17 protein-coding genes and 1 pseudogene are annotated in these 22,437 nt (G+C 61.4%); 9 read left to right on the top strand and 9 right to left on the bottom strand.

What is annotated here, in order from left to right:
* Positions 1-40 precede the first annotated feature (40 nt).
* From QN397_RS18320 to QN397_RS18310, 3 genes are all read left to right on the top strand, one after another.
* Positions 41-658, top strand: a complete 618-nt coding sequence (locus tag QN397_RS18320; RefSeq protein WP_323495259.1) for a DUF4337 domain-containing protein — start codon at positions 41-43, stop codon at positions 656-658.
* 42 nt (positions 659-700) lie between these two features.
* Complete coding sequence (locus tag QN397_RS18315) at positions 701-1,894, top strand: pyridoxal-phosphate-dependent aminotransferase family protein (protein ID WP_323501608.1); 1,194 nt, start codon at positions 701-703, stop codon at positions 1,892-1,894.
* 132 nt (positions 1,895-2,026) lie between these two features.
* Positions 2,027-4,231: an EAL domain-containing protein gene (locus QN397_RS18310; RefSeq protein WP_323501607.1), complete on the top strand. Its 2,205-nt coding sequence runs from the start codon at positions 2,027-2,029 to the stop codon at positions 4,229-4,231.
* 21 nt (positions 4,232-4,252) lie between these two features.
* On the opposite strand, the gene QN397_RS18305 is transcribed toward QN397_RS18310, so the two are convergent.
* The 3 genes from QN397_RS18305 to QN397_RS18295 all read right to left on the bottom strand — a co-directional run bounded on the left by QN397_RS18305 (position 4,253) and on the right by QN397_RS18295 (position 6,579).
* On the bottom strand, positions 4,253-4,594 hold the full coding sequence (locus tag QN397_RS18305; RefSeq protein ID WP_416352124.1) for a hypothetical protein: 342 nt from the start codon (positions 4,592-4,594) through the stop codon (positions 4,253-4,255).
* Between the two features lie 136 nt (positions 4,595-4,730).
* Complete coding sequence (locus QN397_RS18300; protein ID WP_323501606.1) at positions 4,731-6,230, bottom strand: MFS transporter; 1,500 nt, start codon at positions 6,228-6,230, stop codon at positions 4,731-4,733.
* Between the two features lie 103 nt (positions 6,231-6,333).
* Entirely contained in the window at positions 6,334-6,579 is a 246-nt protein-coding gene (locus tag QN397_RS18295) for a hypothetical protein (RefSeq protein WP_323495263.1), read from the bottom strand.
* A 219-nt stretch (positions 6,580-6,798) separates the two neighbouring features.
* Here QN397_RS18295 and QN397_RS18290 point away from each other — a divergent pair, with 219 nt between their 5' ends.
* Positions 6,799-7,116 carry a hypothetical protein gene (locus QN397_RS18290; RefSeq protein WP_323495264.1) on the top strand — a complete coding sequence of 106 codons (318 nt, stop codon included), beginning with the start codon at positions 6,799-6,801 and terminating at the stop codon, positions 7,114-7,116.
* Positions 7,117-7,149: 33 nt separating this feature from the next.
* Here QN397_RS18290 and QN397_RS18285 read toward each other — a convergent pair whose 3' ends face one another.
* Complete coding sequence (locus tag QN397_RS18285) at positions 7,150-7,518, bottom strand: hypothetical protein (RefSeq protein ID WP_323501605.1); 369 nt, start codon at positions 7,516-7,518, stop codon at positions 7,150-7,152.
* 358 nt (positions 7,519-7,876) lie between these two features.
* On the opposite strand from QN397_RS18285, the gene QN397_RS18280 reads away from it, so the two are divergent.
* Positions 7,877-8,857: an aldo/keto reductase gene (locus QN397_RS18280; protein WP_323501604.1), complete on the top strand. Its 981-nt coding sequence runs from the start codon at positions 7,877-7,879 to the stop codon at positions 8,855-8,857.
* Between the two features lie 27 nt (positions 8,858-8,884).
* Here QN397_RS18280 and QN397_RS18275 read toward each other — a convergent pair whose 3' ends face one another.
* The 5 genes from QN397_RS18275 to QN397_RS18255 all read right to left on the bottom strand — a co-directional run bounded on the left by QN397_RS18275 (position 8,885) and on the right by QN397_RS18255 (position 16,263).
* Positions 8,885-12,043 (bottom strand): EAL domain-containing protein, encoded by a 3,159-nt coding sequence (locus tag QN397_RS18275; protein WP_323501603.1) that lies wholly within the window; start codon positions 12,041-12,043, stop codon positions 8,885-8,887.
* Positions 12,044-12,126: 83 nt separating this feature from the next.
* Positions 12,127-13,392, bottom strand: coding sequence for an arsenic transporter (locus QN397_RS18270; protein ID WP_323495268.1), 1,266 nt, complete (start codon positions 13,390-13,392; stop codon positions 12,127-12,129).
* 129 nt (positions 13,393-13,521) lie between these two features.
* The gene (locus QN397_RS18265; RefSeq protein ID WP_323495269.1) at positions 13,522-14,304 is read right to left on the bottom strand and encodes a class II aldolase/adducin family protein; all 783 of its coding nucleotides are present in this window, start codon (positions 14,302-14,304) and stop codon (positions 13,522-13,524) included.
* Positions 14,305-14,461: 157 nt separating this feature from the next.
* Entirely contained in the window at positions 14,462-15,106 is a 645-nt protein-coding gene (locus tag QN397_RS18260) for an ANTAR domain-containing response regulator (RefSeq protein WP_323501602.1), read from the bottom strand.
* Positions 15,103-16,263 carry a transporter substrate-binding domain-containing protein gene (locus tag QN397_RS18255; RefSeq protein ID WP_323495271.1) on the bottom strand — a complete coding sequence of 387 codons (1,161 nt, stop codon included), beginning with the start codon at positions 16,261-16,263 and terminating at the stop codon, positions 15,103-15,105. The genes QN397_RS18260 and QN397_RS18255 overlap by 4 nt, the downstream gene beginning before the upstream one ends.
* Before the next feature lie 555 nt (positions 16,264-16,818).
* Here QN397_RS18255 and QN397_RS18245 point away from each other — a divergent pair.
* From QN397_RS18245 to QN397_RS18230, 4 genes and pseudogenes are all read left to right on the top strand, one after another.
* Positions 16,819-17,862 (top strand): annotated as a pseudogene (locus tag QN397_RS18245) (aliphatic amidase).
* A 740-nt stretch (positions 17,863-18,602) separates the two neighbouring features.
* Positions 18,603-20,192: a tubulin-like doman-containing protein gene (locus QN397_RS18240; RefSeq protein ID WP_323501601.1), complete on the top strand. Its 1,590-nt coding sequence runs from the start codon at positions 18,603-18,605 to the stop codon at positions 20,190-20,192.
* A complete protein-coding gene (locus tag QN397_RS18235; RefSeq protein ID WP_323501600.1) occupies positions 20,155-20,508 on the top strand; it encodes a hypothetical protein in 354 nt (117 codons plus the stop codon). Before QN397_RS18240 ends, QN397_RS18235 begins: the two co-directional genes overlap by 38 nt.
* A gap of 123 nt (positions 20,509-20,631) precedes the next feature.
* The gene (locus QN397_RS18230; RefSeq protein ID WP_323498213.1) at positions 20,632-22,350 is read left to right on the top strand and encodes a hypothetical protein; all 1,719 of its coding nucleotides are present in this window, start codon (positions 20,632-20,634) and stop codon (positions 22,348-22,350) included.
* Positions 22,351-22,437 lie beyond the last annotated feature (87 nt).

The following is a 22,437-nucleotide window of genomic DNA, read 5'->3' as shown; positions in this document are numbered from 1 at the left end:
TACTCGCCCGTCCCAAAATTTTCGGTGACGGAGGTATTCCATGTCAGGTGACGGTTTTCATGCTCACGGCCCGCACGACCACGTGCTCGAACATCCCGCAGGCGACCATGGCCACAAAGCCGCGGACGACGACGCCGCGCCGCACTCGGGTCGTCGCACCATGACCGATCAGATCGCGGTGTGCACCGCAATCATCGCCACTGTTGGCGCTATCTTTTCGTACATGGGCGGCCTGACGCAGGCGAACGCCGGGCTCTACAAGAACAATGCCGGCATCAAGAAGACCGAGGCCTCCAATCAGTGGAATTACTACCAGTCCAAGAGCACGAAACAGTCGCTTGCGGAGTTCGCGCGCGATATGTCGCCTGAGGATCGCAGGGCCACATGGCAAGACAAGGCGGTGCGCTACGAGCGCGAGAAAGCCGAGATCCAGCTCGTGGCCCAAAAGCTAGAAACAGATGCCACCGACTGGGATCATCAATCCGAAACGCAAATGCACCAGCACCACCGTTGGGCCCAGGCGACCACTGCGCTGCAAGTCGCCATTGCGTTGGCGGCGATGGCTTTGCTGACCCGCAAGAAGTGGTTGGAGTGGGGCATGTTCGGCGTGGCCGGTATCGGCCTGGTGGTCGGCGCGCTGGCAATGCTGCACATCTGACTGCATCCCATGGATGACGCTATCAGCGTCTAGGATCGGGCGATGAACGATTCGCCACGCCTGCCGGGCCACCGGTTCCTGCATTCGCCCGGTCCGACCCGGGTGCCCGACGAAGTGCTGCACGCCATGAGCCGGCAGCCGATGGACCTGTCCGACCCGCGGCTCGACAACTGCATCGCCGCCTGCGAAGCCGGACTCAAGCGGCTGCTGCAAACCTTAGCGTCCGACGTCTACTTTTACGCCGCCAACGGCCACGGGGCATGGGAGGCGGTCATCGCCAATCTTGTGGCGCCGGGCCAGGCCGTGCTGGTACCGGGCACAGGGCACTTCTCCGAATCGTGGGCCGTGCAGACCGAGGCGATGGGCGGCCGCGTGATTCGCACGCCCTGGGTCGAAGGCTTGCCGATCGATCCGGCCGAGATCGAAGCGGTGCTGCGCGCCGATGAGGCGCATGAGATCACCGCCGTCTTCGTGGTGCACACCGACACGGCCAGTGGCATCACCAACGACCTGGCGGCGCTGCGTGCGGCCATCGACCGGACTGGGCACCCGGCGCTCTTTGTCGTCGACGTGGTGGCTTCGCTCGCGGCGGCGCCGTTTGCCATGGACGCATTGCGGGCAGACGTGGCGCTCGGTGCCAGCCAGAAGGGCTTGATGGTGCCGCCGGGGCTGGCGTTCGTCGCAGCCAATGCGCGCGCCATGGACGCCTCGCGCCTCAACACCACGCCACGGTTCTATTGGGACTGGCAACGGCGGCAGAGCCCGCTCGCCTACCGCAAGTTTTGCGGCACGCCGCCGCAGAGTCTGGTCTTTGCGCTGGAGGCATCGCTCGGGTTGATCGCGCTCGAGGGCATCGAAGCAGTGTTCGCGCGCCATCGGCGCATTGCCGACGCGGTACATGCCGCGGTCGCGTGCTGGAGCGAAGCGGGCGCGCTGAGTTTCTTTGCTACGGTGCCATCGTCGAGGTCGGTGTCAGTCACCACGATCGCGGTGGGCGAGGGCGTCGATCCTGAGGCGCTGCGAAGCATTGCACGCGAGCGCTTTCAGGTCGCAGTGGCCGGCGGTCTCGGGTCGCTTACGGGGCGCGCGTTTCGCATCGGCCATCTGGGCGATATGAACGAGGCCATGATCCTCGGCTGCCTCGCCGGCATCGAAGCAGCGATGACGGTACAGGGCATTCCGTTCGGCCGCGGCGGTGTCGATCGCGCTATATCCCGGCTTTCCCAGCTGTCCTGACTTTCCCCTTTGGCGGCAGGCAATCGATTCATGCCGTGAATCAAAGGTCGGTCTGACGGGTCGATCTGAAAATGACGGTGCATGAGCAAAGTTGCACCGGTATCTCTCCGTCATCCCCTTCCAATCGACTCGTTGCAGCCTGATCAAGCGCGCCAGCCACGCGCGTCGCGAACCACATGCCCCGCACAGTCCGCCACGGTGTTGATCGTCGACGACAACGATATCAACCGGCGCCTGCTGCAAGCACTGCTCAAGCCCGAGGGCTACACCATTCAGTGCGCTGGCAGCGGACCCCAGGCGCTCTCTTTCATTGCCGAGTGCGCACCCGATCTCATCCTGCTCGACGTCGCAATGCCCGGCATGGACGGCTATGCCGTTGCAAAGAAACTGAAGGCCGATGTCACCACCTGCGACATTCCCATCATCATGGTCACCGGAAGGGTCGACGCGAACTCGCGCCTGGCTGGCCTGGAAGCAGGCGCCGAAGAGTTCCTGACGAAGCCGATCGATCGTGCCGAGTTGTGGCTGCGCGTACGCAACCTGCTTCGCCTGAAAGCGTCGAGCGATTTGCTGCGCCGGCATACCGAGTCGCTCGCGAGCCAAGTGCAGGCGCGCAACGCGGATCTGCAGCGATTTCGTACGGCGATGAACGCCACCGCCGACGCGATTTTTCTGGTCGACCGCCAGACCATGCGTTTTGTCGAGGTCAACACGACCGCCTGCGAACTGCTCGGCTATTCGCGTGCAGAGATGTTCGAGCGCGGGCCGGCGAACCTGGGCAACGTCACGGTCCAACAGATTGAAGGCGTATTCGATGCGGTGATTGACGGACTCGGTCCGACCCAGCAATCGGAAGTCGATCTGCGCCGCAAGGACGGGAGCATCGTGACGGTGGAAGTCGAGCGACTGGCCCAGCGGTTCGGCAACAGCTGGCTCATCGTGGCGCTGGTGCGGGACGTTGGTGAACGGAAAGCCACTGAGCGCCAGTTGCATCGGCTTGCGAACTACGACGCGCTGACCAATTTGCCGAACCGGTCGCTGTTTTACGAAACGCTGCGCAACAACGTGAGCCCGAGTGCTGGTGGCACAGCGCCGCTGGCGGTGCTGATCGTCGACCTGGACCAGTTCAGGAACGTCAACGACACGCTGGGTCACGCCATCGGTGACGAACTGTTGCTGCACTTCAGCGCACGGCTGTTGCGTTGCATTACCCGACATGACGCGATCGGTCGGCTCGGTGGCGATGAGTTCGGCCTGATGTTGACACTGGACGCGCTGGCGCCGAGCGCCTGCGCGGTGGCCGAAAAAATACGCGACGTGCTTCGCGCACCATTCGATCTGCAGGGCCACGAAGTGGTCCTGACGGCGAGCATCGGCATCACTTTTTATCCGGAAGACGCGACGGACGCCGAAACGCTGCTGAAGTACGCCGACATCGCGATGTACCGCGCCAAGAAAACCGGGCGCGACACGTGGTGCTCTTTCACAGCGCAGATGAACCTGGACGCAATAGCCCGGCACGATCTCGAAATGGCATTGCGGCGAGCGGTCGATAACGACGAGTTCGTCATCTATTACCAGCCCAAAGTGCGCCTGAGCGACGGCACGGTGTCAGGTCTGGAAGCTTTGTTGCGATGGCAGCGGCCGGGTCATGGCCTGATCTCACCCAGCGCTTTCATCCCCATGATGGAAGAGTGCGGTTTGATCGTACGCGTCGGCAATTGGGTGATCGACACCGTGTGCCGACAGATCGGCGAGTGGCGTCGCTCGCCGATCGGCAAGGTCGCAGTTTCGGTCAACGTGGCGGAGCGTCAGTTCGTCGAGAGCGATCTCGCGAAGCACGTTGTACTGGCGCTGGCACGCAACGAGATTCCGGCCGATCTGCTCGAACTCGAGCTCACCGAAGGCTCGCTCATGTCTAACACCGAGCGCACGCTCACGAGCCTGCAGGAGCTGAAGCAGCAGGGCGTGAAGATCTCGATCGACGACTTCGGCACCGGCTATTCGAGCCTGGCCTATCTCAGGCGTTTTCCGATCGACAAGTTGAAAATCGATATCGCTTTTATCAGGGACATCATCGCCACGCCCGACGACGCCGCCATCACGCTGGCGATCATCCGGCTCGCACACAATCTCAAGCTGGAAGTAATAGCCGAAGGGGTGGAAACCGCGGCGCAGCTGGCGTTCTTGAGGCACCACGGTTGCGAGCAGATTCAGGGCTACTATTTCAGTGCGCCGCTGCCGTTGCTGCAGACCGAAGCGTTGCTGCGAGAAGGACTTTCGTTGTCGATGCCACCGATCGTCAGGCCGACCAGGAACGTGCTGCGTCTGTGCTGAGCAGACAACAGATAGAGGTCCTCAGGCCTCGGTCTTGAGGAGGCCGCGGATGTTCATTGCAGCGAGGCAAAACTGCAAAGCCAGTAGGGCATAAGCCGAAGTGTGGATGCCCCAAGCAACCCACAACACGTTGCTTAAAAGGAAAATCCAGAAACCCACGTTGCGCCTCGGCTTCGAGCTGGAAGCCACCAGCCATGCGGCGACCACCGACGCCGCGAACGCGGGCCATTGAATGAGGGAGAGCAGGTCCAAAGCGGGATGTCCGGTGGGCGACGCTGCGGTCGCTGTGATTGCAGGAATCGCTTGTCCGTAGGCGATCAGGCAATGAACCCCGCCCGATGCGCCGCCCTTGTGCGCGGCCATCGCACAAAGCTGTGGTCGCCGCCCTACGTCGTTGCTTTGTCGAACCCCACGTGGCGAATCGGCTGGATGCGGTGCACGCGACGTTGCAGAGCAAAGCGGTGGGCGCACGGGGAGCAGCCTAGGGCAGCCCGCCAGGTCAGCCCTCTCGCTGCACTGCCAGCGGCCGGATTTCCAGCCCGTGGCGAGGCAACAAAAACGCCAGCGCGACGATCGCCAGGCTGATCGCGAGCATCGTGACGAAGGTGAGATGCAGCGAACCCGCGAGCGTCAGCCGAATTGCCATTTCGCTGGCAGGAGAAGTCAGCGTCCCCTGCAGCAATTGGCGCAGCTGGTCTTCGGTGAACAAGCCCGCGCCACCAGCCGTTCCGGCTTGCGTCAGCCCGTAATTGAACACCGCGCCGAAGAAGGTCGCTCCCAACGCGCTGCCCAGGTTGCGGGAAAAAATGTTGGAAGCCGTGGCGCTGCCGCGCTGCGTGATCTCGACCGATTCCTGGATCAGGATGAGCGAACTCAGGCTGAGCAATCCCATGCCGAGCCCCACCAGAAACGATCCGACGCCGGCGATGTACACGGATGTCTCCGGCCCCATCGTCGCGAAGGCGAGGGCACCGAACGGCACCAGCACCGACCCCGTCAACACGAGGCGCCAAAGGCCGAAGCGCTGAAAGGTTCGCGATGCGAGCGTGGCACCGATGGGCCAGCCGAGCATCACCATCGTCAACGCCAGGCCGGCGACGACCGACGAATGTTTCAGCACCACCTGCACGTACATCGGCAAGAACGTGGTGATGCCGATCAGCGCCATGCCCGACAGAATCGCAGCGCCGTTGACCGTGGCGATGACGCGGCGGCCCCACAGCTGGAAAGACACCATCGGATCGGGCGCGCGCCGCTCTTGCATCACGAAGAGTCCCACCGTGATGACGAACACCAGCGCCCAGCCCATCGCGGCGCCCTCGTGGCCGAGCCCGAACTCGGTGAGCGCAATCATCAGGGCCGCGATGCCGAGCGTGAACAAAAACGCGCCGATCAGGTCGATCGAGCCGCGCCGTGCGATCGGTGCTTCGCGCAAGAAAAGCCAGAAGCCGGCCGCGGCTGCGATGCCGATCGGCACGTTCATCCAGAAGATCCAGCCCCACGACAGCTTTTGCACGATGAGCGCGCCGAGCATTGGTCCGAGCACCGCGGAAATGGCCCATACGCTGGCCAGGTAGCCCTGTACCTTGCCGCGTTCGCGCACCGGATACAGATCGCCGACGATGGTGAGCGCCACCGGCTGCACGGCGCCCGCGCCGACGCCCTGAATAAGCCGGAAACAGATCATGGCGGGCATCGACCACGCGAAACCGGCGAGTACCGAACCCAGCAGAAAGATCGCGATGCCGATCAGCATCACGGGCTTGCGGCCATACACGTCGGAGAGTTTGCCGAAGACCACGGTCATCGCTGTTTGTGCCAGCAGAAAGGACGCGAAGACCCAGCTGTAAAGATGCAAGCCGCCGAGCTGCGACGCGATTTGCGGCATGACAGTCGAGACGATGGTGGCCTCGATCGCCACCATGGCCATCGAGGCCATGACCGCGGCGATCACCAGCGGGCGATGGGTTGTCTTTACGGATTCGGCGGGAGATGTCATTTCGGTCCCGCGAACGTCGATCGATTCGACGCCGAGCGGCGGCATACATCCTATCGGCGAGCGTCGGCCCTTGCCGACGCTGGGGCTCTCGCACCTTATCGGGTCAGATGCGCGCCACGGCCCATTGCGAAACGCGTTCAAACACCGACATCGCCTTGAGCTCGTCGTGCCGGCGGATTTTGGCGAGGCGTGCCGTCCGCAGTGCAGCAACGGATTCGAGTGCGCGGGCGACGGCTTCGGACGCGCCGCCATCGCGATTGGGGTCGCATCGAACCGTGTAGGCCACTTCGCGAAGGTCCTTGATGCTCAGTCGGGAGGTGCCCGGAAAGTAGTTGGCGAGTGTCAACACGGAGAGGGCCTCAGGCGATGATTTGGGAAAAAGTTAAACCGACCATGTAAGCAATTGTGATTACTATTTGTGCTGCAGGCCAGCATTAATTTCACAACTTATGCCCTCAGACGGCTTTGTCCTACAAAACTTCTGAGATCAGCGATTTGGACCGAACAGCTGGCTTCCGGTCCCCGTATTCCGGGCATCGGCGCGCCAGGTTGTGCCGATCATCGATGGATGTACCGGGTGATCCACCTTCATGTCGCCGCGCCGGCAAAGCCGGATGCGGGCCAGCCCTGCAACGGCTGCGGCGTGTGCTGCGTAAGCGAGCCGTGTCCTGCGGGTGCGATTGTCAGCCGCCGATTGCGCGGCGCCTGTGCGGCGCTGATCTGGAACGACGACCAGGGCGCCTATCGGTGCGGGTTGATCGAGCAGCCTGCCAACTTCTTGCCGAAAGCTTTGCGACGGGCCGCGCCGTGGGTCGCGCACTGGGCTCACCGATTCGTCGCTGCGGGCCGCGGCTGTGATTCCAGTGTGACCGTGGAAAGCGGCTGAGCGGCGAAAGGCGCCCGGTTGGCGCCTTTTTCTCTAGCGTCTTTGGCGCGCCCTGGCGGCGCCGAAGTCCAGATAGGCCGTGGGAGCGAATGCCGGCTGCGGCTTGACCGGCTGCATCTCGTGCTCGGAAAAGTCCATGAAATCAGTCGGTGCAAAGTTAGTGTCGTGCGTGCGTTCGCGCTCTGCCTGACGCTCCCGCGAACTTTCGCGCAGACGCGCCAGGTCGGCCCGGACTTCGACGAGCGTGCGTTGCGGCTTGCCGGTACGCGGGGTTGAGGCCATTGCAGGCGTGTGTGTGGGCATCTGTGCGGGCGTCGGTGCGAGTGCCAGCGCGAGTGCCGGTGCGGCTTTCACCGGGGTTGCCGCTTTGAGGGACACCGGCACAGAGACCGGCACGGTCAAGGTGATTACCGTGGCAGTGGCCGGCGCTGCCTTCGTCACTTTCGCGGGTATGGGCCGCGCATCGGTTCTAGGCAGAGGCGACGACCGCGTGGCAGACCTTGCCGAAGCAGCGACCCTCGACTTCGTGGACGCGCGTTTGCCGCGTGTCGGCCCAAAGCCAGCGAGGATGTGGCGAAGTCTGCCAAGCCAACGAGGTGAGTTCATGTCGTGTGTAACCAAAAGTTCGCACGATTGTTAAACGGCTGCGTCGAAAGTCGAACGAGTTACAGACAGTTGACATTTGGGGACTGGGCAGAACTCCACAGATTCGGCTGTCATGATGACGCATCGATCCAGCAAACCAAGAAAGAAGCCGTCAATGAAATACGTTCGTCTCGGTCAGACCGGCCTTCAGGTGTCGCGCATCTGCCTCGGCTGCATGAGCTACGGCGAACCCGAGCGCGGCAATCACCCGTGGACCTTGCCGGAGGCGGCGAGCCGCCCGTTCCTGAAGAAGGCGCTCGACTTCGGCATCAACTTCTTCGACACCGCCAACGTCTATTCGGATGGCAGCAGCGAAGAGATCGTCGGCCGTGCGTTGGCCGACTACACACGCCGGGAAGACGTCGTCATTGCGACCAAGGTGAACAGCCGCATGCGGCCTGGTCCGAACGGCGCCGGCTTGTCGCGCAAGGCGATCATGGGTGAGATAGACGCCAGCCTGAAGCGGCTAGGCACCGACTATGTCGACCTGTATCAGATCCATCGCTGGGACTACGGCACACCGATCGAAGAAACCATGGAAGCGCTGCACGACGTGGTCAAGGCGGGCAAGGCGCGCTATATCGGCGCATCGTCGATGTTCGCGTGGCAGTTCGCGCGTGCGCTCGCGGTTGCCGACGCGCACGGCTGGACGCGCTTCGTATCGATGCAGAACTACGTGAATCTGCTCTACCGCGAAGAAGAGCGCGAGATGCTGCCGCTCTGCCGCGACCGGAACATCGCCGTCATTCCGTGGAGCCCGATGGCGCGCGGCCGCCTGACGCGCGATTGGGACACCACCAGTGCCCGCGTCGAAACGGATGATTTCGGTCGCTCGCTGTACGCGAAAACGGCCGACGCCGACCGCGCCGTGGTCGAGGCGGTGGCTAAAGTCGCGGCCGGGCTGGGCGTTCCGCGCGCCCAGGTCGCGCTGGCCTGGGTGCTGCAAACGCCGGGCATCACCGCGCCGATCATCGGTGCAACCAAACTGGAACAACTCGACGATGCAGTCGCAGCGCTGGCGCTCACGCTGAGCGCCGAAGACATTGCCGCACTCGAGGCGCCGTACGTGCCGCACGCAGTGGTCGGGTTTTCTTGAATTTCAGCCTGAAGTGCAGGCCGAATTTCAAGCCGCGCTGGGCTGCCGTTCACGCTCACGAATCCACCACGTCGCCAGTTCCTGCGCCGGCATCGGCTTCGCAATGTAGAAGCCCTGCAGCTCGTCGCACCTGGCGCCCCGCAGCATTGCGGCTTCCTGCTCCTTCTCGACGCCTTCGGCCACCACCTGCAAACCCAAGGTGTGGCCGAGCCCGATGATGGCGCGCGCAATCGCCAGGTCGGCTGGCTCGCCGAGCATCCGGTGCACGAAGGAACGATCGATCTTGAGCTTGTCGATCGGGAAGCGGTTCAGGTAGTTGAGGCTCGAATAGCCCGTGCCGAAATCGTCGATCGACAGCAACACCCCGAGCGACTTGAGTGCGTGCAACTGCGCAAGTGTTTGCTCCGCCGAATCCATCAACGTCGATTCGGTCAGCTCGATCTCGATGTCCGCCGGGCGCACGCCGTTGACCTCGATGGCGTCTCGCAGCACGCCGATCAGCTCGCTGTCGCGCAACTGCAGCGCCGACATGTTGATCGACACCGGCACCGCGCCGAGCCCTTCGTCGCGCCACGCAGCGTACTGCTCGCAAGCCCGCGCGATCACCCAGGCGCCGATGCGCACGATCTGCCCCGACTCCTCCGCGATCGGAATGAAATCGGCCGGCGGCACCTGGCCGAGTTCTTCGTTGCGCCAGCGCAGCAAGGCCTCGACGCCGATGGGCTCGCCGCTGTGCGCATCGATACGCGGCTGGTAGTTCAGGCTCAGTTCGCCGCGCTCGATGGCATGGCGCAGCTTCGACTCGAGGTGCAGACGCTTCTGTGCGCGCTCGTTCATTTCCGCGGTGAAAAAGCGCGCCATGTCGCGGCCGCTGGCCTTGCTCTGGTACATCGCGACGTCGGCGTGGCGCATCAGTGTGTCGATGTCGGTGGCGTCGTCGGGGTAGACCGCCATGCCGATGCTGCACGATACATTCAGCTCGACGCCGTCGATCTCGTGCGTGCGTCGGATCAGCGGCATCAGCTGGCGCTCGACCATCGACAGCATCTCGTCGCTGTCGGCCACGCCGTTCAGCACCACCACGAACTCGTCGCCACCGAGACGACTCACCGTGTCCCCGACCCGCACTGCCTCCAGCAAGCGTCGCGCGACCGAGCGCAGCAATGCGTCGCCGACGTGATGACCGAGCGAGTCGTTGATGTTCTTGAAGCGATCGAGGTCGATAAAGAGCACGCCGACGCGCTGGCCCGTGCGTTGCGCCTGCGCCATGGCAAGCCGCAGCCGCTCCAGGCAAAGCGACCGGTTGGGCAGCTCGGTCAGCACATCGTGCAACGCGAGAAATCGGATGCGCTCTTCGCTGCGTTTGCGATCGGTGATGTCGATCGAAGTGAAGATGTAGTGCGAGATCTTGTCGGGGCCGTCGCGGACCACGCTGGCCATGAGCCACGCCGGATAGGTGATCCCGTTGCGCCGCCGCACGCTCGCTTCACCTTGCCACGAGCCGCGCTGGTCGAGCACCGGCCACAGGTCGCCCAGGTTCACCGTGACATCGGCGAGCAGTTGTTCGGGCTTGGCGCCGATCAATTCGCGAAGCTCATGCCCGGTGTGGCGGCACAGCGCACGGTTCACCGTGAGGATCGCGTGCTCCGCGTCGATGATCATGATGCTTTCGGACGACGCCTCGAACACCTTGGCCCACAGTTCGAGGCGCTGCTCCATCAACTTCAGATGGTTGATCGGCGTGAAGGCGGTGAGCACCGCGTCCTGGCCCTGGTAGCTGAGCCGGCGCGCAGACAGCACGGCCCATGACGGCTCGGCGCCGCCTTTCCATTGCACTTCGAATTCATCGACGGCGTTGCGGTCCGACAGCTGCTGGAAGAACCGCGCGCGCACCGCAGGGTCGAGGCCGAGTGCCCACGGATCGAGCGTGCGGCCACCGAGCCAGGCCTGCGCCGGGTCGTTGGCGTTGAGCACCTCGTGGCCCGGAATGGCGGTAACCATCAACGGAATCGGAATGGCGGCGACCAGATCGCGCTGCGCTTCTGCCGCCCGCGCAGTGGCGGCCAGCTCCTGCTGAATGCGCCGCTCGCGGTCGAGCTGCGCCAGCATGTCGTTGAAGCCGAGCACGAGCCGTCCGATTTCGTCGCCGCTATCCCACTGCGCGCGCAGGCTGTGGTCGCCCGTGCGGCGCACCGTGTCGACCACACCGGAGAGGCGGCGCAGCGGCACCGAGATTTGCCGGGCGACGTAGAACACCGCCGTCAGGATCATCATGAGCAGGAACAACGCCGTGCCCAGGTGCAGCCACATCCGCGTGAAGAAGCCGTGCTCGCGCGCGCTCAGCATGGTGTCGAGCTCTTTGCTCGCGAGCGACCAAGCGTTGTCGAGGTCGGCGAAGAGCGCTTGCTGATCGGCCTCGAAATTGGTGAGCTCGCTGGCGCTGCCCGCTTCGAGTGCGCTGCGGGCCGAGCGCCGGAACCGGTCGATCCCGGCCAGCAGGCGCACGCGCGAGGCGTCGAGATTCGCTTTGAGCGGGCCTTTCGCTGCAGAAAATGCTTCGCTGTAGTCGCTGTTGATGCCGGTCGCTATGGCGTCGATCCGACCTTCGAGGATGAAGTACTGCGTGCGCGATTCCATCAGGGCCAAGCCGCGGCCGCCGATCTTGTGCAACTGCGCGTCCATGCTGGCACCCAGCTCCATCAGCTCCGGAAAACGCAGCAGCACCAGCGACATCGTGTAGTAGCTGTCGAGGTCGGGGTCGAGAATCAGGTTCGACTGGTTGCCGATGCGGATGACCAGGGCGCGGCCGCTTTCCAGCACGATTCGGGCCGCCACAGCCTTGTCCGCATCGGCCGCCTTGGACAACTGCTCTATGCCGTCGACGAATTCATCGCTGGCCTCGCTGCTGCGCATGCCGTCGCCGTGCGAGCGCTCGGCTTGGCGCAACGCTGACGCGGGCGATAGGACGGCGGTGCGCCAGCCGGCCAAAGCCAACAACGACGGCCGCAACTCGGCGATGTAGGCCGTGCCCGCCATCTCCTTGCGACCGAAGTCGATGGCGATGAACTTTTCGTTGATGAGAATGCCGCTGATGAAAATGACCGCGGTCAGATCCAGCAAATAGATGACCAGTAGTTTGCGACCAACGCTGAGCCGGCCCAGGCGGCGAGAAAGAAATTGCAGCATATGACTCCGAAGTACGGCAGACCGATGCAAGGCGCGTGCCCTCACAGGCTGTTTGCCGCGAGCCCCGTTGAAATTGGCCGGTATCAGCCGAAAAGCAGCCGCGCACCGAGCGCGAGAACGAACGCCGGCGGCATCACGATGGCGCCCAATTTCAGAAACCGCCAGAAGCCGACGTTTTCGCCTTCGCGACGGATCGCTGTGAGCCACAAAATGGTCGCCAGCGAACCGGTCACCGACAGATTGGGGCCGAGGTCCACACCGATCAGCAGCGCATCGATGACCTGCTGCGGCGGGTGCGCCAGCGCCACGGCCGAACTCGCGACCAGACCGGCGGGGAGGTTGTTGACCAGGTTCGATGCGACCGCGACAAGCCCACCCGAAATCCACGCGGTGGCATCCGGCGATCGCTCCACGCCCGCGACCAGTTGCCGAGCCAGTTGCGCGATGACGCCGGTCGCAGCCAGCGCTTCGACCAGCACGAACAGGCCGGCCACCAACGGCAGCACCGACCAAGAAACGCCTTTGACGGTTTCCCAAGGGGACTCGCGGGCAATGACCAACACGATCGCGGTGGTCAGCACACCCATGACGGCGGTCGGCATGCCGAGCTGCAAGTCGAGCGCCGAAACGACCAGCAGCGCGACGGCAGTAAGGCCGAGGCCGGCCAGCGCCGAGCGGGCGCCGGTCGAGAGCGGCGTGACCTGGACGTTGCTTTGGCAAGTGACCGGAAGCCGGCGACCCTCCGTGCAGCGCAGTGCGACGTAGGTCGCCACGATCGACAGCAACGAGGGCACAGCGAAACGCGCGAGCCAGGGGCCGAGCGGCGGTGTGTGATCGCCGTACAGCACGATGTTGGCCGGGTTTGAAATCGGCAGCACGAAACTCGCCGCGTTGGCGATGAACGCGCAGATGAACAGGTAAGGCAAAGGCTCGACCTTGGCCTTGCGCGCCGCGGCATAAACGGCAGGCGTCAGCACCACCGCCGTGGCGTCGTTGGACATAAAAGTGGTTACCACAACGCCCACGCCGTAGATCAGCAGGAAGAGTCGCTGCGGCGAACTCCGCGAGTGATTGACAGCCACCGCCGCGACCCAGTCGAACAGGCCCTCGCGCCGGGCTGTCTCAGACAGCAGCATCATCCCGATCAGAAACAAGTAGACGTCGCATCCTTTGCCGACAGCTTGCAATGCGTTGTCGATCGGCAGCAAGCCCGACACGAGCAGCAGCAGGGCGCCGCTCACGGCCCAGACGGCTTCAGGCCATTTGAATGGCCGCACGATGACGCCGGCCGCAGTCAGCGCGGCGATGGCCCAGGCTGCGAGGTGGGCTTCATGGGGAGCGAGGGTCATGAGGTGAATGATGGCGCGGATTTCACCAGTGCCGGCCGTTCGCGCTGCTTTCGGTCGGGTCCCGAGCGGGCCTTACTCCGGTCATGCGCCCTATGTTGCGAACCCAGGCGGAGGCGACAACCGACCCTGCTATTGGAGGAAGGTCGAGTCCTTCTCCATCATCATTCTCGCCATCGCGGCGAATGCCATTGCCGGTTCCAGGCCCCTGTCCATTGCGACGCGGTGTTGTAAGGCACTGCGGACGGCCGCTTCCGGCGGTGGCCGTAGCAGCATTGCCTCGCCGGCCGCCTGAGCCACTACCTGAACTTCACAGGCGCGCTGCAAGTGATACAGGTCTAGAAAAGCATGTGCCAAGCTCGGTCCGCAGGCCAGCAGCCCATGATTGCGCAGAATCATCAACGACTTGCTGCCCAGATTTTTGGCAAGGCGTTCCCGCTCGCTGCGGTCAAGGGTGATGCCCTCGAAATCATGATACGCAATGGCATCTGTGTAAAACATCGACGTGAAACTCAAGGGCAACAGTCCGCCCTTCTGGCATGCGACGGCTTGACCCGCCGTCGTATGCGTGTGCGCGACGGCATGCGCGTCAGGCCGCGCTGCATGGATGGCAGAGTGGACGATGAAGCCCGCGGGATTCACTGAGTAGGCAGACTCACCAATGATCTGACCCTCAACGTCGATCTTGACCAGGTTCGAGGCACGAACTTCGCCGTATCTCAATCCGAACGGATTGATCAAGAAATAGGGTGTGTCTGGCACACGAACAGTGATGTGGTTGTAGATCAGTTCGTGCCAGCCGAAATGGTCAAAGAGCCGATACGCGCAAGCGAGCTCCTGGCGGGCCTTCCATTCCGAGTCGGACATCGATGCATCGCGGGCGGTAGGTATCACTTTGGCAAAGATGTCCGTCACATCAGACTCCTGTTACTGAAGATAAGCGGAGCATATGTCATTGGACAGATCGGGCGTCAGGCTGACTGAGGCTTGTGCATCTTGAACTGCCGCAGAAGTCGTTGAGCCCTAAAAATCTTGAGGCGATTCAACATAGATCGAACATATCTTCGGCACATCACGTGTCAGAGCGTGACAGAACCTCGTTGGCATGAACGATCGCACACGCGATCTCTTCGATCGGTACACGCTTGCTCATCGCTTGCTCACGAATTGCCCGGTAGGCTTCGCTATCGCTCATGTTTCTCGTCCTTACAAGGATGGCCTTAGCTTCATTGATCTGATTCACCGCTAGCAGCTTCTGCTCAAGCCGTGCCACCCTTCGCCGCAGATCGCGAACTTCGGCATGCACATTCTTTGCCATTGCGAGTGACGAAAGAATTCCGGTCGGTCGAATGGGTGTGGCCAACACCGCGCGCGCTCCCATCCGCAACGCAGCATCGACAACGGTTGGGTTTTCGTAACTGATGATGGCAATGAACGGTATCAGCGGTTGTTCGATCATCCACGTGCACTTAACGGCAGCATGATCGGGCAGCACAGCGCAAAATATCAGGTCGACTGTGTCCGGCAATTCGGGGAGTGGTGGCCACATAGTGATGACCTGGCATCCAATTCGCTGGAGTTGCTGCACCAGAAGCTCGCTGTCAGAGTCTTTTGGGTGAAATACCATCACACGCAGATTTCGCAGGTTGCGCAGCAGGTCTGGAGTCGAATGCTGCATTCGACCAGCAACACCGCGTTCGACGCCGGTTTTATTCACTGGAGGGCCTTGACTTCTTTGCTACGGACACGCCTCTCTTCCGTCGTGTGAGTGACGCGGTAGGGTTCCGGGTCAACGCCATCGAGCGACTCGGCCACGATGTCGAAGCTACCGTCGGTTGTCACCCGTCCGATACGTGGATATAGCCGCGTGTGGTGATTGGCAGGGTCGATGCACACCCGACCTTGCGGCGCTTCGAACTCACTGCCGAGCAAATACGGTAGGAGTCGGTCGATTTCATCGGAGCCCGCCTGTTGCATGGCGCGTGCGAACATATGAACTTGAAAGTACGCTGCCTCCCAACACATGTTGGGATCAACTTGACTGCCAAAAAGAGCTTTGTAGCGCGCAAGGCATGCACGGTTGATTTTCGAATCGACCGATTGAAAATAGGGCGCCGCCGTGATGTGCCCTGCAGCAATCCGAAGGCCCATTTCAGAAACCTCGACTTCACCAGTCGTGAGGCTCGCGATGGGAATCTTTGAAGGATTCAGTCCAGCATCCGCGTAAGCCTGATAGAGCATGCGCGTACCTTTACCAACCACGGTTGAAAATACGAAATCGGGCTGCATGGCCCTTATCTCCTGAACGATTGGCAAGAAGTCTCTTTCAGTCGCATCGAGTCGCACATAGCGCTCAGCAAGCTTGGCACCGCCGGGACGTTCGAGAATGAAATCGCTCATGATGCGATTCGACTCATAGGGGTAGATGTAGTCGCTGCCAACAAGGTAGACGCGCTTGCCGAAATGTTTGAACATGTACTCAGCGAGTGGTGCGCTGTTTTGGTTCGGCGCCGCGCCGGTGTAGATGATGTTCCGTGAGAACTCGAAGCCTTCGTAGGGAGTCGGATAAAAAAGAAGGCGTTGCCACTTCTCGACCACCGGCATCACTGCCTTTCGTGTTGTCGACATGTAGCAACCGAAGATCACGTTGACGTCGTCTTCCTGAATCATCTTCTCGGCCAGCAAGCGGTAGTTGCGGGGAATGCACTCCGGGTCGTAGTGAATGGCTACCAACTCACGGCCGTCGATGCCACCGGCGTCATTGACTTCACGGATCGCAAAATAGGTTCCGAGCAACTGCGAAAGCTCAACACGCGAGGTGATGCCGTTACGTGAAAAAAGCACACCGACACGAATAGGGTCCGAATTAGCCATAAGCGATCACTTCCGGGGTTGAACTACGCACCATTCACGGGTTCGACAGTTCGAACAGCGTGAACATCTGCGCCGTGTTCTCGGCACGACTCCACTAGCGCACCTTTGTGAAGCCGAACTGCTGCTTGATTGCCCGGAACGGGTGCTCGTCCCTGGCTCGGATACGGACATTCGTGGTCGAGAAACCCGCGCGTGCGGGTCTGCTTGTTGGACAGGTTCAGGCCCAGGGCAAGCCATTTGGGAGGCATCACGCGTTTGGAGCTCATGGCTTCGGATCATGCAAAGATCGAGCCTGTTTTTCAGACTACTCTTAACGAGTCACTGGATGGAAAGAGTTAATTTAGAAAATATACGGCCATACGCCTTGACAGCACATCACGCGTTAATTTAGTGTGGTGGCAACATTGTTTTTGCCGTCGACAGCTTGGTCGACCAGCAAATCGGCACTAACGCCCGGTACGACCACTTCGGTCGGATCGGGCGTTTTTATTTGCAGATCGTCTTTTGCGTACTTCGGCGTGCCAGTAGCTTTTCTCAACTCACCAAGGAAAAACCATGATTCACGGAGACATATCGAGCAGCAAAGACACCGTCGGCGTGGCGGTCGTCAACTACAAGATGCCGCGGCTGCACACCAAGGCCGAGGTGCTCGACAACTGCAGGGCCATCGCCAAGATGGTCATCGGCATGAAGTCCGGCCTGCCGGGCATGGACCTGGTCATCTTCCCCGAGTACAGCACCCACGGCATCATGTACGACGCCGGCGAGATGTACGAGAACGCCGCCAGCATTCCTGGCGTCGAGACAGAAATCTTTGCCGAAGCCTGCCGCAAGGCCAAGGTGTGGGGCGTGTTCTCGCTCACCGGCGAGCGCCATGAAGAGCACCCCAACAAGGCGCCCTACAACACGCTCATCCTGATGAACGACCAGGGCTAGATCGTCCAGAAGTACCGCAAGATCATGCCGTGGGTGCCCATCGAAGGCTGGTACCCCGGCAACTGCACCTACGTGAGCGACGGCCCCAAGGGCATGAAGATCAGCCTCATCATTTGCGACGACGGCAACTATCCGGAGATCTGGCGCGACTGCGCGATGAAGGGCGCCGAACTCATCATCCGTTGCCAGGGCTACATGTACCCGGCCAAGGAGCAGCAGATCCTGATGTCCAAGGCAATGGCCTTTGCCAACAACACCTACGTTGCGGTCGCCAATGCGGCCGGCTTCGACGGCGTGTACTCGTATTTCGGCCATTCGGCGCTCATCGGCTTCGACGGCCGCACCCTCGGCGAATGCGGCACCGAAGAAATGGGCATTCAGTATGCCGCGCTCAGCAAGAGCCTGATTCGCGACTTCCGCAAGCACGGCCAGTCGGAGAACCATCTCTTCAAGCTGGTGCACCGCGGCTACACCGGCCTGATCAACTCGCGCGAAGGCGACAAGGGCGTGGCCGACTGCCCGTTCGAGTTCTACGGCAAATGGATCGCCGATCCGCAGGGCACGCGCGAGATGGTCGAGTCGTTCACGCGGACCACCGTCGGGACATCGGAAGCGCCGATCGAGGGCATCCCCAACGAAGACACGGTCAGCGTGCACCGGTGATGTCGTCGATGCAACCAGCGCACGTCGCCTAAGGCGCTTCTGCATTGCTTCGTTGCCAGCGCGCAGAGTTGCATTGCGTTCGGACATCGGACCGGGGATCAGAAGCGGCATTGCTTGAATCAGCAGATCGATTCGTCCATCGGGCAGGGGCTGAAGGTCGTTGCTGCGAAGCGTGAAGCTTTGATCGTGTGCAAACGTGAGTCTGGTGCCCATCGCTGGACCTCTAATGGCGTGCGCCAATTCAAGCGCGATGGCGCTCGTCATGCTGGTGCTATCGAATTCAAATCCGAGTGCGAGGGCACTGCATTCGATTCGGTCGAGATACCGGTCGAGATGTCAAACCTCTCGATCCCGCGCGATTCGTATGGTCTCGAAGGGACTGACGCCAGGGTCCTTGAGTGTACTTTCCGAAGTGCCCCACGTCGCTCGCGACTGGTCTGGTTTGACGAGTCCCGATTCTCGACGGACTGCCTTCACCGAGATCGAGCCATACAAAAGTAGATCATGTCGAGTCGCACGACGACATGTAATGACTACGAAGCTAAGTTTCCTTGGAAAATACATTGACAGACTTCTTGGAAGCGAATAACTTCGACTTCAATTTAGTGCCAAACCTAAAAAACTTGGACTGAAGTACATATGGTTCACTATCGGCAGCATCGCCGATAGTGAAGAGAGCAATTCAGCTCATCCCGGGTGTTTAACACCCAGGATGAGCTTTTTTTTTGACAAAAAAAGCTATGGCATCCACTCCGGGAATCGATCTGATGCGAGGGCGCCCGACGCCCGCTATCGGCGCCACCGAGGCCAAGCTGCAGCAACGCAAGCTCGATGCGCTGCGCCGCGGCGTACACCGGGTCGTCGATGCCGATTCGCTTCCATTCGGTGTTCACGTGATCGGCGTGGGAGGCGCGGGTGTCGAAGTCGTCAGACAGATGCTGCGAGATGCGCCACCGGATCTGCTGGCCACATCGGGATCCCGTTTCAGCGTGCTTGCGGTCGACATCGACCATGGTCAGTCAGCACTTTCTGACGTACTGTCGTTGGCATCGAAATTCGGCGCAGAGCGCGCGCATGTCGAGACGCTGTCGCTCGCCGTTCCGGCGCCAGAAGTTCTTGCAGAAAGCATGAAGAATCTCCGGGGCCATCTTGAGCTCGAATACCCGATGCTCCAGGGTAGTGCCGGCTTCGAGCCGTGGCTTTCGGAATCCACGATACATCCGGACGTCAACGAACCGGTAACACGTGCGTTGGCAAAAGCGGTTTACAGCAGGGCTTACTACGAGGGCGAACGCCCGATGGCCGCGGCACTCAGGCGCTTTGCGGCAAGCACCAACGCAACGCAAGGCGACGCGGTGGTGTGCATCGTATTTGGCTTGGGTGGCGGCACCGGAAGCGGCATGGCGCTCGACCTGGCGCGCCATCTGTCGACTGGGTTGTTCGGTCGGCGTGTGCTGGTGATGGGCATCGGCATCGCGCCCTGCGAAGGCGACACGCCGGTGCATCGGGGTGGTCAGGTATTTGCCGCATTGAACGAGCTTGATGGCTTGTGCAACGAGGATCAAAACCGGGGCATGGTTCAGGCGTGCGGCGAGCTATACAAAAATCCGTTTACTGCGGGGTTTCTCATGGTGCCACAGCAACCGGCGTTTGTACGGGCAGGTGACCTTGCGCTGACACACCGACATGTCGACCGCGAGATTGCGGCACTGCTCACGGCTCGGCACGGCGCCAACCTTTGGGAAGTGTTGCGCTTGTTGAACTGGGGCGGGGCGCCCCCCCCCCAGCACTCGGCCGCACGCACGCCGTGGGGCGCCAAGTGGATGCATGTGCTTGGCTTCGCCGATGCCAGTCATTCCCCTGCCGAAGGCGCACGGCAACTGCTGGACCAGTTGGGAATTCTGCCGGGCTACGCACCCGAATTCATCGAGGTGCGGGTAGCGGAGAAGAATGCTGAAGCCACCGGATGGGCCACCGCTTTGGATCTTGCATTTGCACCCGAGGCGGCGGCTAGCTTGGCCGAGGGAGGACTCGACGGGTCGGTGCAATTCGTTTTGCCACGCGTAGGCAAGTCCGATCTGAGCATCTTTTTCGAAGTCCGCGATGCCTATGACGACTTGTCTTCGGCCCAGCGTATCTCGGCCCATGCGCTGCTGTTGGAACGTGGCGTCGTGCTGTGCGAGCCATCGACGCGGATCGACGGCATGGCGGGTGCTGGACTCGGCGGGGGCGGCGGCTGGGTTGCGATTCCGTTCGAAGAGATGCGCGGCCCCGCACGAAGTCAGCCGGGAGTTGCCCTACCCGAAATGGAGATTCGTCATGCCGCTTGATTGGTCTGCCGTGAAGAAGAAATACGGCCAAGGATTCCTGGTTCCAACGTGTGCAGGCGGCAAGTTTCTGAAAGTGTCCGGCGTTGACGACGTCGCGATCTACATCGAATCGCCGATCTGGCGTGCAGCACTGCATAGATCCAACCTCGAAAAAGGCGTGGCGCTGATCGACGACGGGACGATATCGCGCGATCCAGGATTGTTTGTCGAGGACTACATGCTGTATGTCGCCAACGAGCGTGCGACATCGGTCGCGCACATTTTGCGCGACCTGGAATTTCTGGACAGAACCGAGACTTTCTCTATTCGTTGCTGAACGCCATAGGGCGCAGCAGCAATTGAGGACACAGGGTGACCGTACCGCATTGAACCCTGCATCGCAACCGGGAAACCGGATTTCTTACTTGGCATTTTTCACCTAGCAATCGGAGTTAAAGCAATGTCTGCATCTATGTATCACAGTTCGACTGGCGTTCAGTCCCCGCACTGCCTTCATGCCATTGGCATTGGCCGCACCGGCATGGCCTACATCGAGGCGCTGTTGCGCACCGGCGAGATCGAGGATCTGCTGGTGGACCCGCGCGCTACGTTTGCGGCGATGGTCGTCGACATCGGCGAGCAGGACATGGGTATCGTCACCGACTACGCTGCTGCCTTCAGGAAGCGTCTGGAGTCGCGCGGCATTCCGGCAGAACGCTTTCAGTTCCAGTCGATCGCACTGCCGGTGCCCGACAAGGCGGAGTTCTTCGAAGGCATGAACCGCACGCGCGAGTTCCTCAAACTGGAATATCCGCGCTATTACTGGAATCCGAATTTCGAGTCTTACGTTCCGCACAAGTACGAATTGCCTCAAGCCGGGGAGCACTTCCCACGCGCTGTCGCAAAGGGTATCTATGCCAACGCCTACTACGCCGGCGAGCGTCCAATGGACCAGGCATTGCGCAAGTTCGTAGACCATATCGAGGCTGCAGGGCTGCCTTCCATGGTGATGGTGTGCTTCGGTATGGCCGGTGGGGTCGGTAGCGGCATGGTGGTTGATTTGGCTCGTCATCTGTCGAACGTCAAGCTCGGCCGGCGTATTCCGGTGATCGGGGTCGGCCAGCTCAGCCATGGTGGTGACCCAGAGCACTATCAGAACAACGCGACGCAGTACACCACGCTCAACGATCTCGATTGCATGCTCGACGATGACAAGAACGCAGGCGTCACCGCCGTCTGGGGTGACCTGTATCGCAGCCCGTTCACTGGCGGCTTCTTTGTAGTGAATCCCGAGCAGAGTTGGCAACGGTTGACTGCCTACACCACTACGGGCGAAAAGGAAATCCGACACGGCTTCAAGCAGATGGTGACCAATCGGTTCGTGGCCGATTCGTTCATGCGCTTCGCGGTGCTCGACAGTGGGCGGGTGCTGTTCCGTGCCATGCGGCCAGCAGGCTTCACCGGTGCACCGCACGAAACACTGTCAGGCAAGTCGCGCAACTGGACACTCTTCAATGTCGCCAAACTGACGCACCCTGGTGTTCAGGTCCTTCCGGGCGAAGCCGGTTCGAAGTGGGACTCGGTAATGGCGCAATGGATCGAGTTTCTGCCCAAGTACGACGGCCTTCGCGCGGAGTTCGAGACGGACTATGCTGAAGTCCACATCCACGCTTCGCGTGACATGGGCGTCGAAAAGCTGCACAAAGCGTTCAAGGACGAGGTCACCAAGAGCTATCTGATGGACTCGGAGTCGACCATCCAGATGTACAACCACGAGTTCTTCGACACGCTCACCGCGTACGCCAACATCATTACCCCCGGTGTAGCCAAGACCGACCTCGAGGCATTCTGGGCCAGCCAAAAGAACTACGACCGGCTCGATTGGGAAACCAAGCTCAACGAACATGCCTGGCTGATTGACATCGGACCGATGCTGTCGGAGCCGGCTATTCGTTTCGAGGGCATGGCCGGTGAGTGCATTTGGGGTTGTGCCTGCTGGGTGGTGGTGCCTTACGACCAGTTGCGCGGCGACAAGCTGCCGCCGCCGAACCGCAAGGTGATCATGGAAGAGGGCATTGCGATGATGACCAAGACGGTTGTGAAAACACCGGGTGGCGATGCAGTCATGAAGCAGCCGACTGAAAAGGCGATCAAGAAGCTTATCGACGCACACGCTTGAGCCGGCGCTGCATAAGCTTCCAAGTGGCTTGAACGAGGCGGGTCGTCACAGCGGCGTCCCGCCTCACGCCAGATCGATTCCTCTCGC

The organism is Variovorax sp. RTB1, from assembly GCF_035018765.1.
Classification (GTDB): domain Bacteria; phylum Pseudomonadota; class Gammaproteobacteria; order Burkholderiales; family Burkholderiaceae_C; genus Variovorax.
The sequence above is the reverse complement of the archived record's forward strand: the minus strand, read 5'-3'. Positions and strand labels throughout refer to the sequence as shown.

Bases quoted from the DNA above. Each gene is read 5' to 3' on its own strand.
- QN397_RS18320 (WP_323495259.1), top strand. From the start codon at position 41: ATGTCAGGTGACGGTTTTCATGCTCACGGCCCGCACGACCACGTGCTC.
- QN397_RS18315 (WP_323501608.1), top strand. From the start codon at position 701: ATGAACGATTCGCCACGCCTGCCGGGCCACCGGTTCCTGCATTCGCCC.
- QN397_RS18305 (WP_416352124.1), bottom strand. From the start codon at position 4,594: ATGGCCGCGCACAAGGGCGGCGCATCGGGCGGGGTTCATTGCCTGATC.
- QN397_RS18300 (WP_323501606.1), bottom strand. From the start codon at position 6,230: ATGACATCTCCCGCCGAATCCGTAAAGACAACCCATCGCCCGCTGGTG.
- QN397_RS18290 (WP_323495264.1), top strand. From the start codon at position 6,799: ATGTACCGGGTGATCCACCTTCATGTCGCCGCGCCGGCAAAGCCGGAT.
- QN397_RS18280 (WP_323501604.1), top strand. From the start codon at position 7,877: ATGAAATACGTTCGTCTCGGTCAGACCGGCCTTCAGGTGTCGCGCATC.
- QN397_RS18275 (WP_323501603.1), bottom strand. From the start codon at position 12,043: ATGCTGCAATTTCTTTCTCGCCGCCTGGGCCGGCTCAGCGTTGGTCGC.
- QN397_RS18270 (WP_323495268.1), bottom strand. From the start codon at position 13,392: ATGACCCTCGCTCCCCATGAAGCCCACCTCGCAGCCTGGGCCATCGCC.
- QN397_RS18255 (WP_323495271.1), bottom strand. From the start codon at position 16,263: ATGGCTAATTCGGACCCTATTCGTGTCGGTGTGCTTTTTTCACGTAAC.
- QN397_RS18240 (WP_323501601.1), top strand. From the start codon at position 18,603: ATGGCATCCACTCCGGGAATCGATCTGATGCGAGGGCGCCCGACGCCC.
- QN397_RS18230 (WP_323498213.1), top strand. From the start codon at position 20,632: ATGTCTGCATCTATGTATCACAGTTCGACTGGCGTTCAGTCCCCGCAC.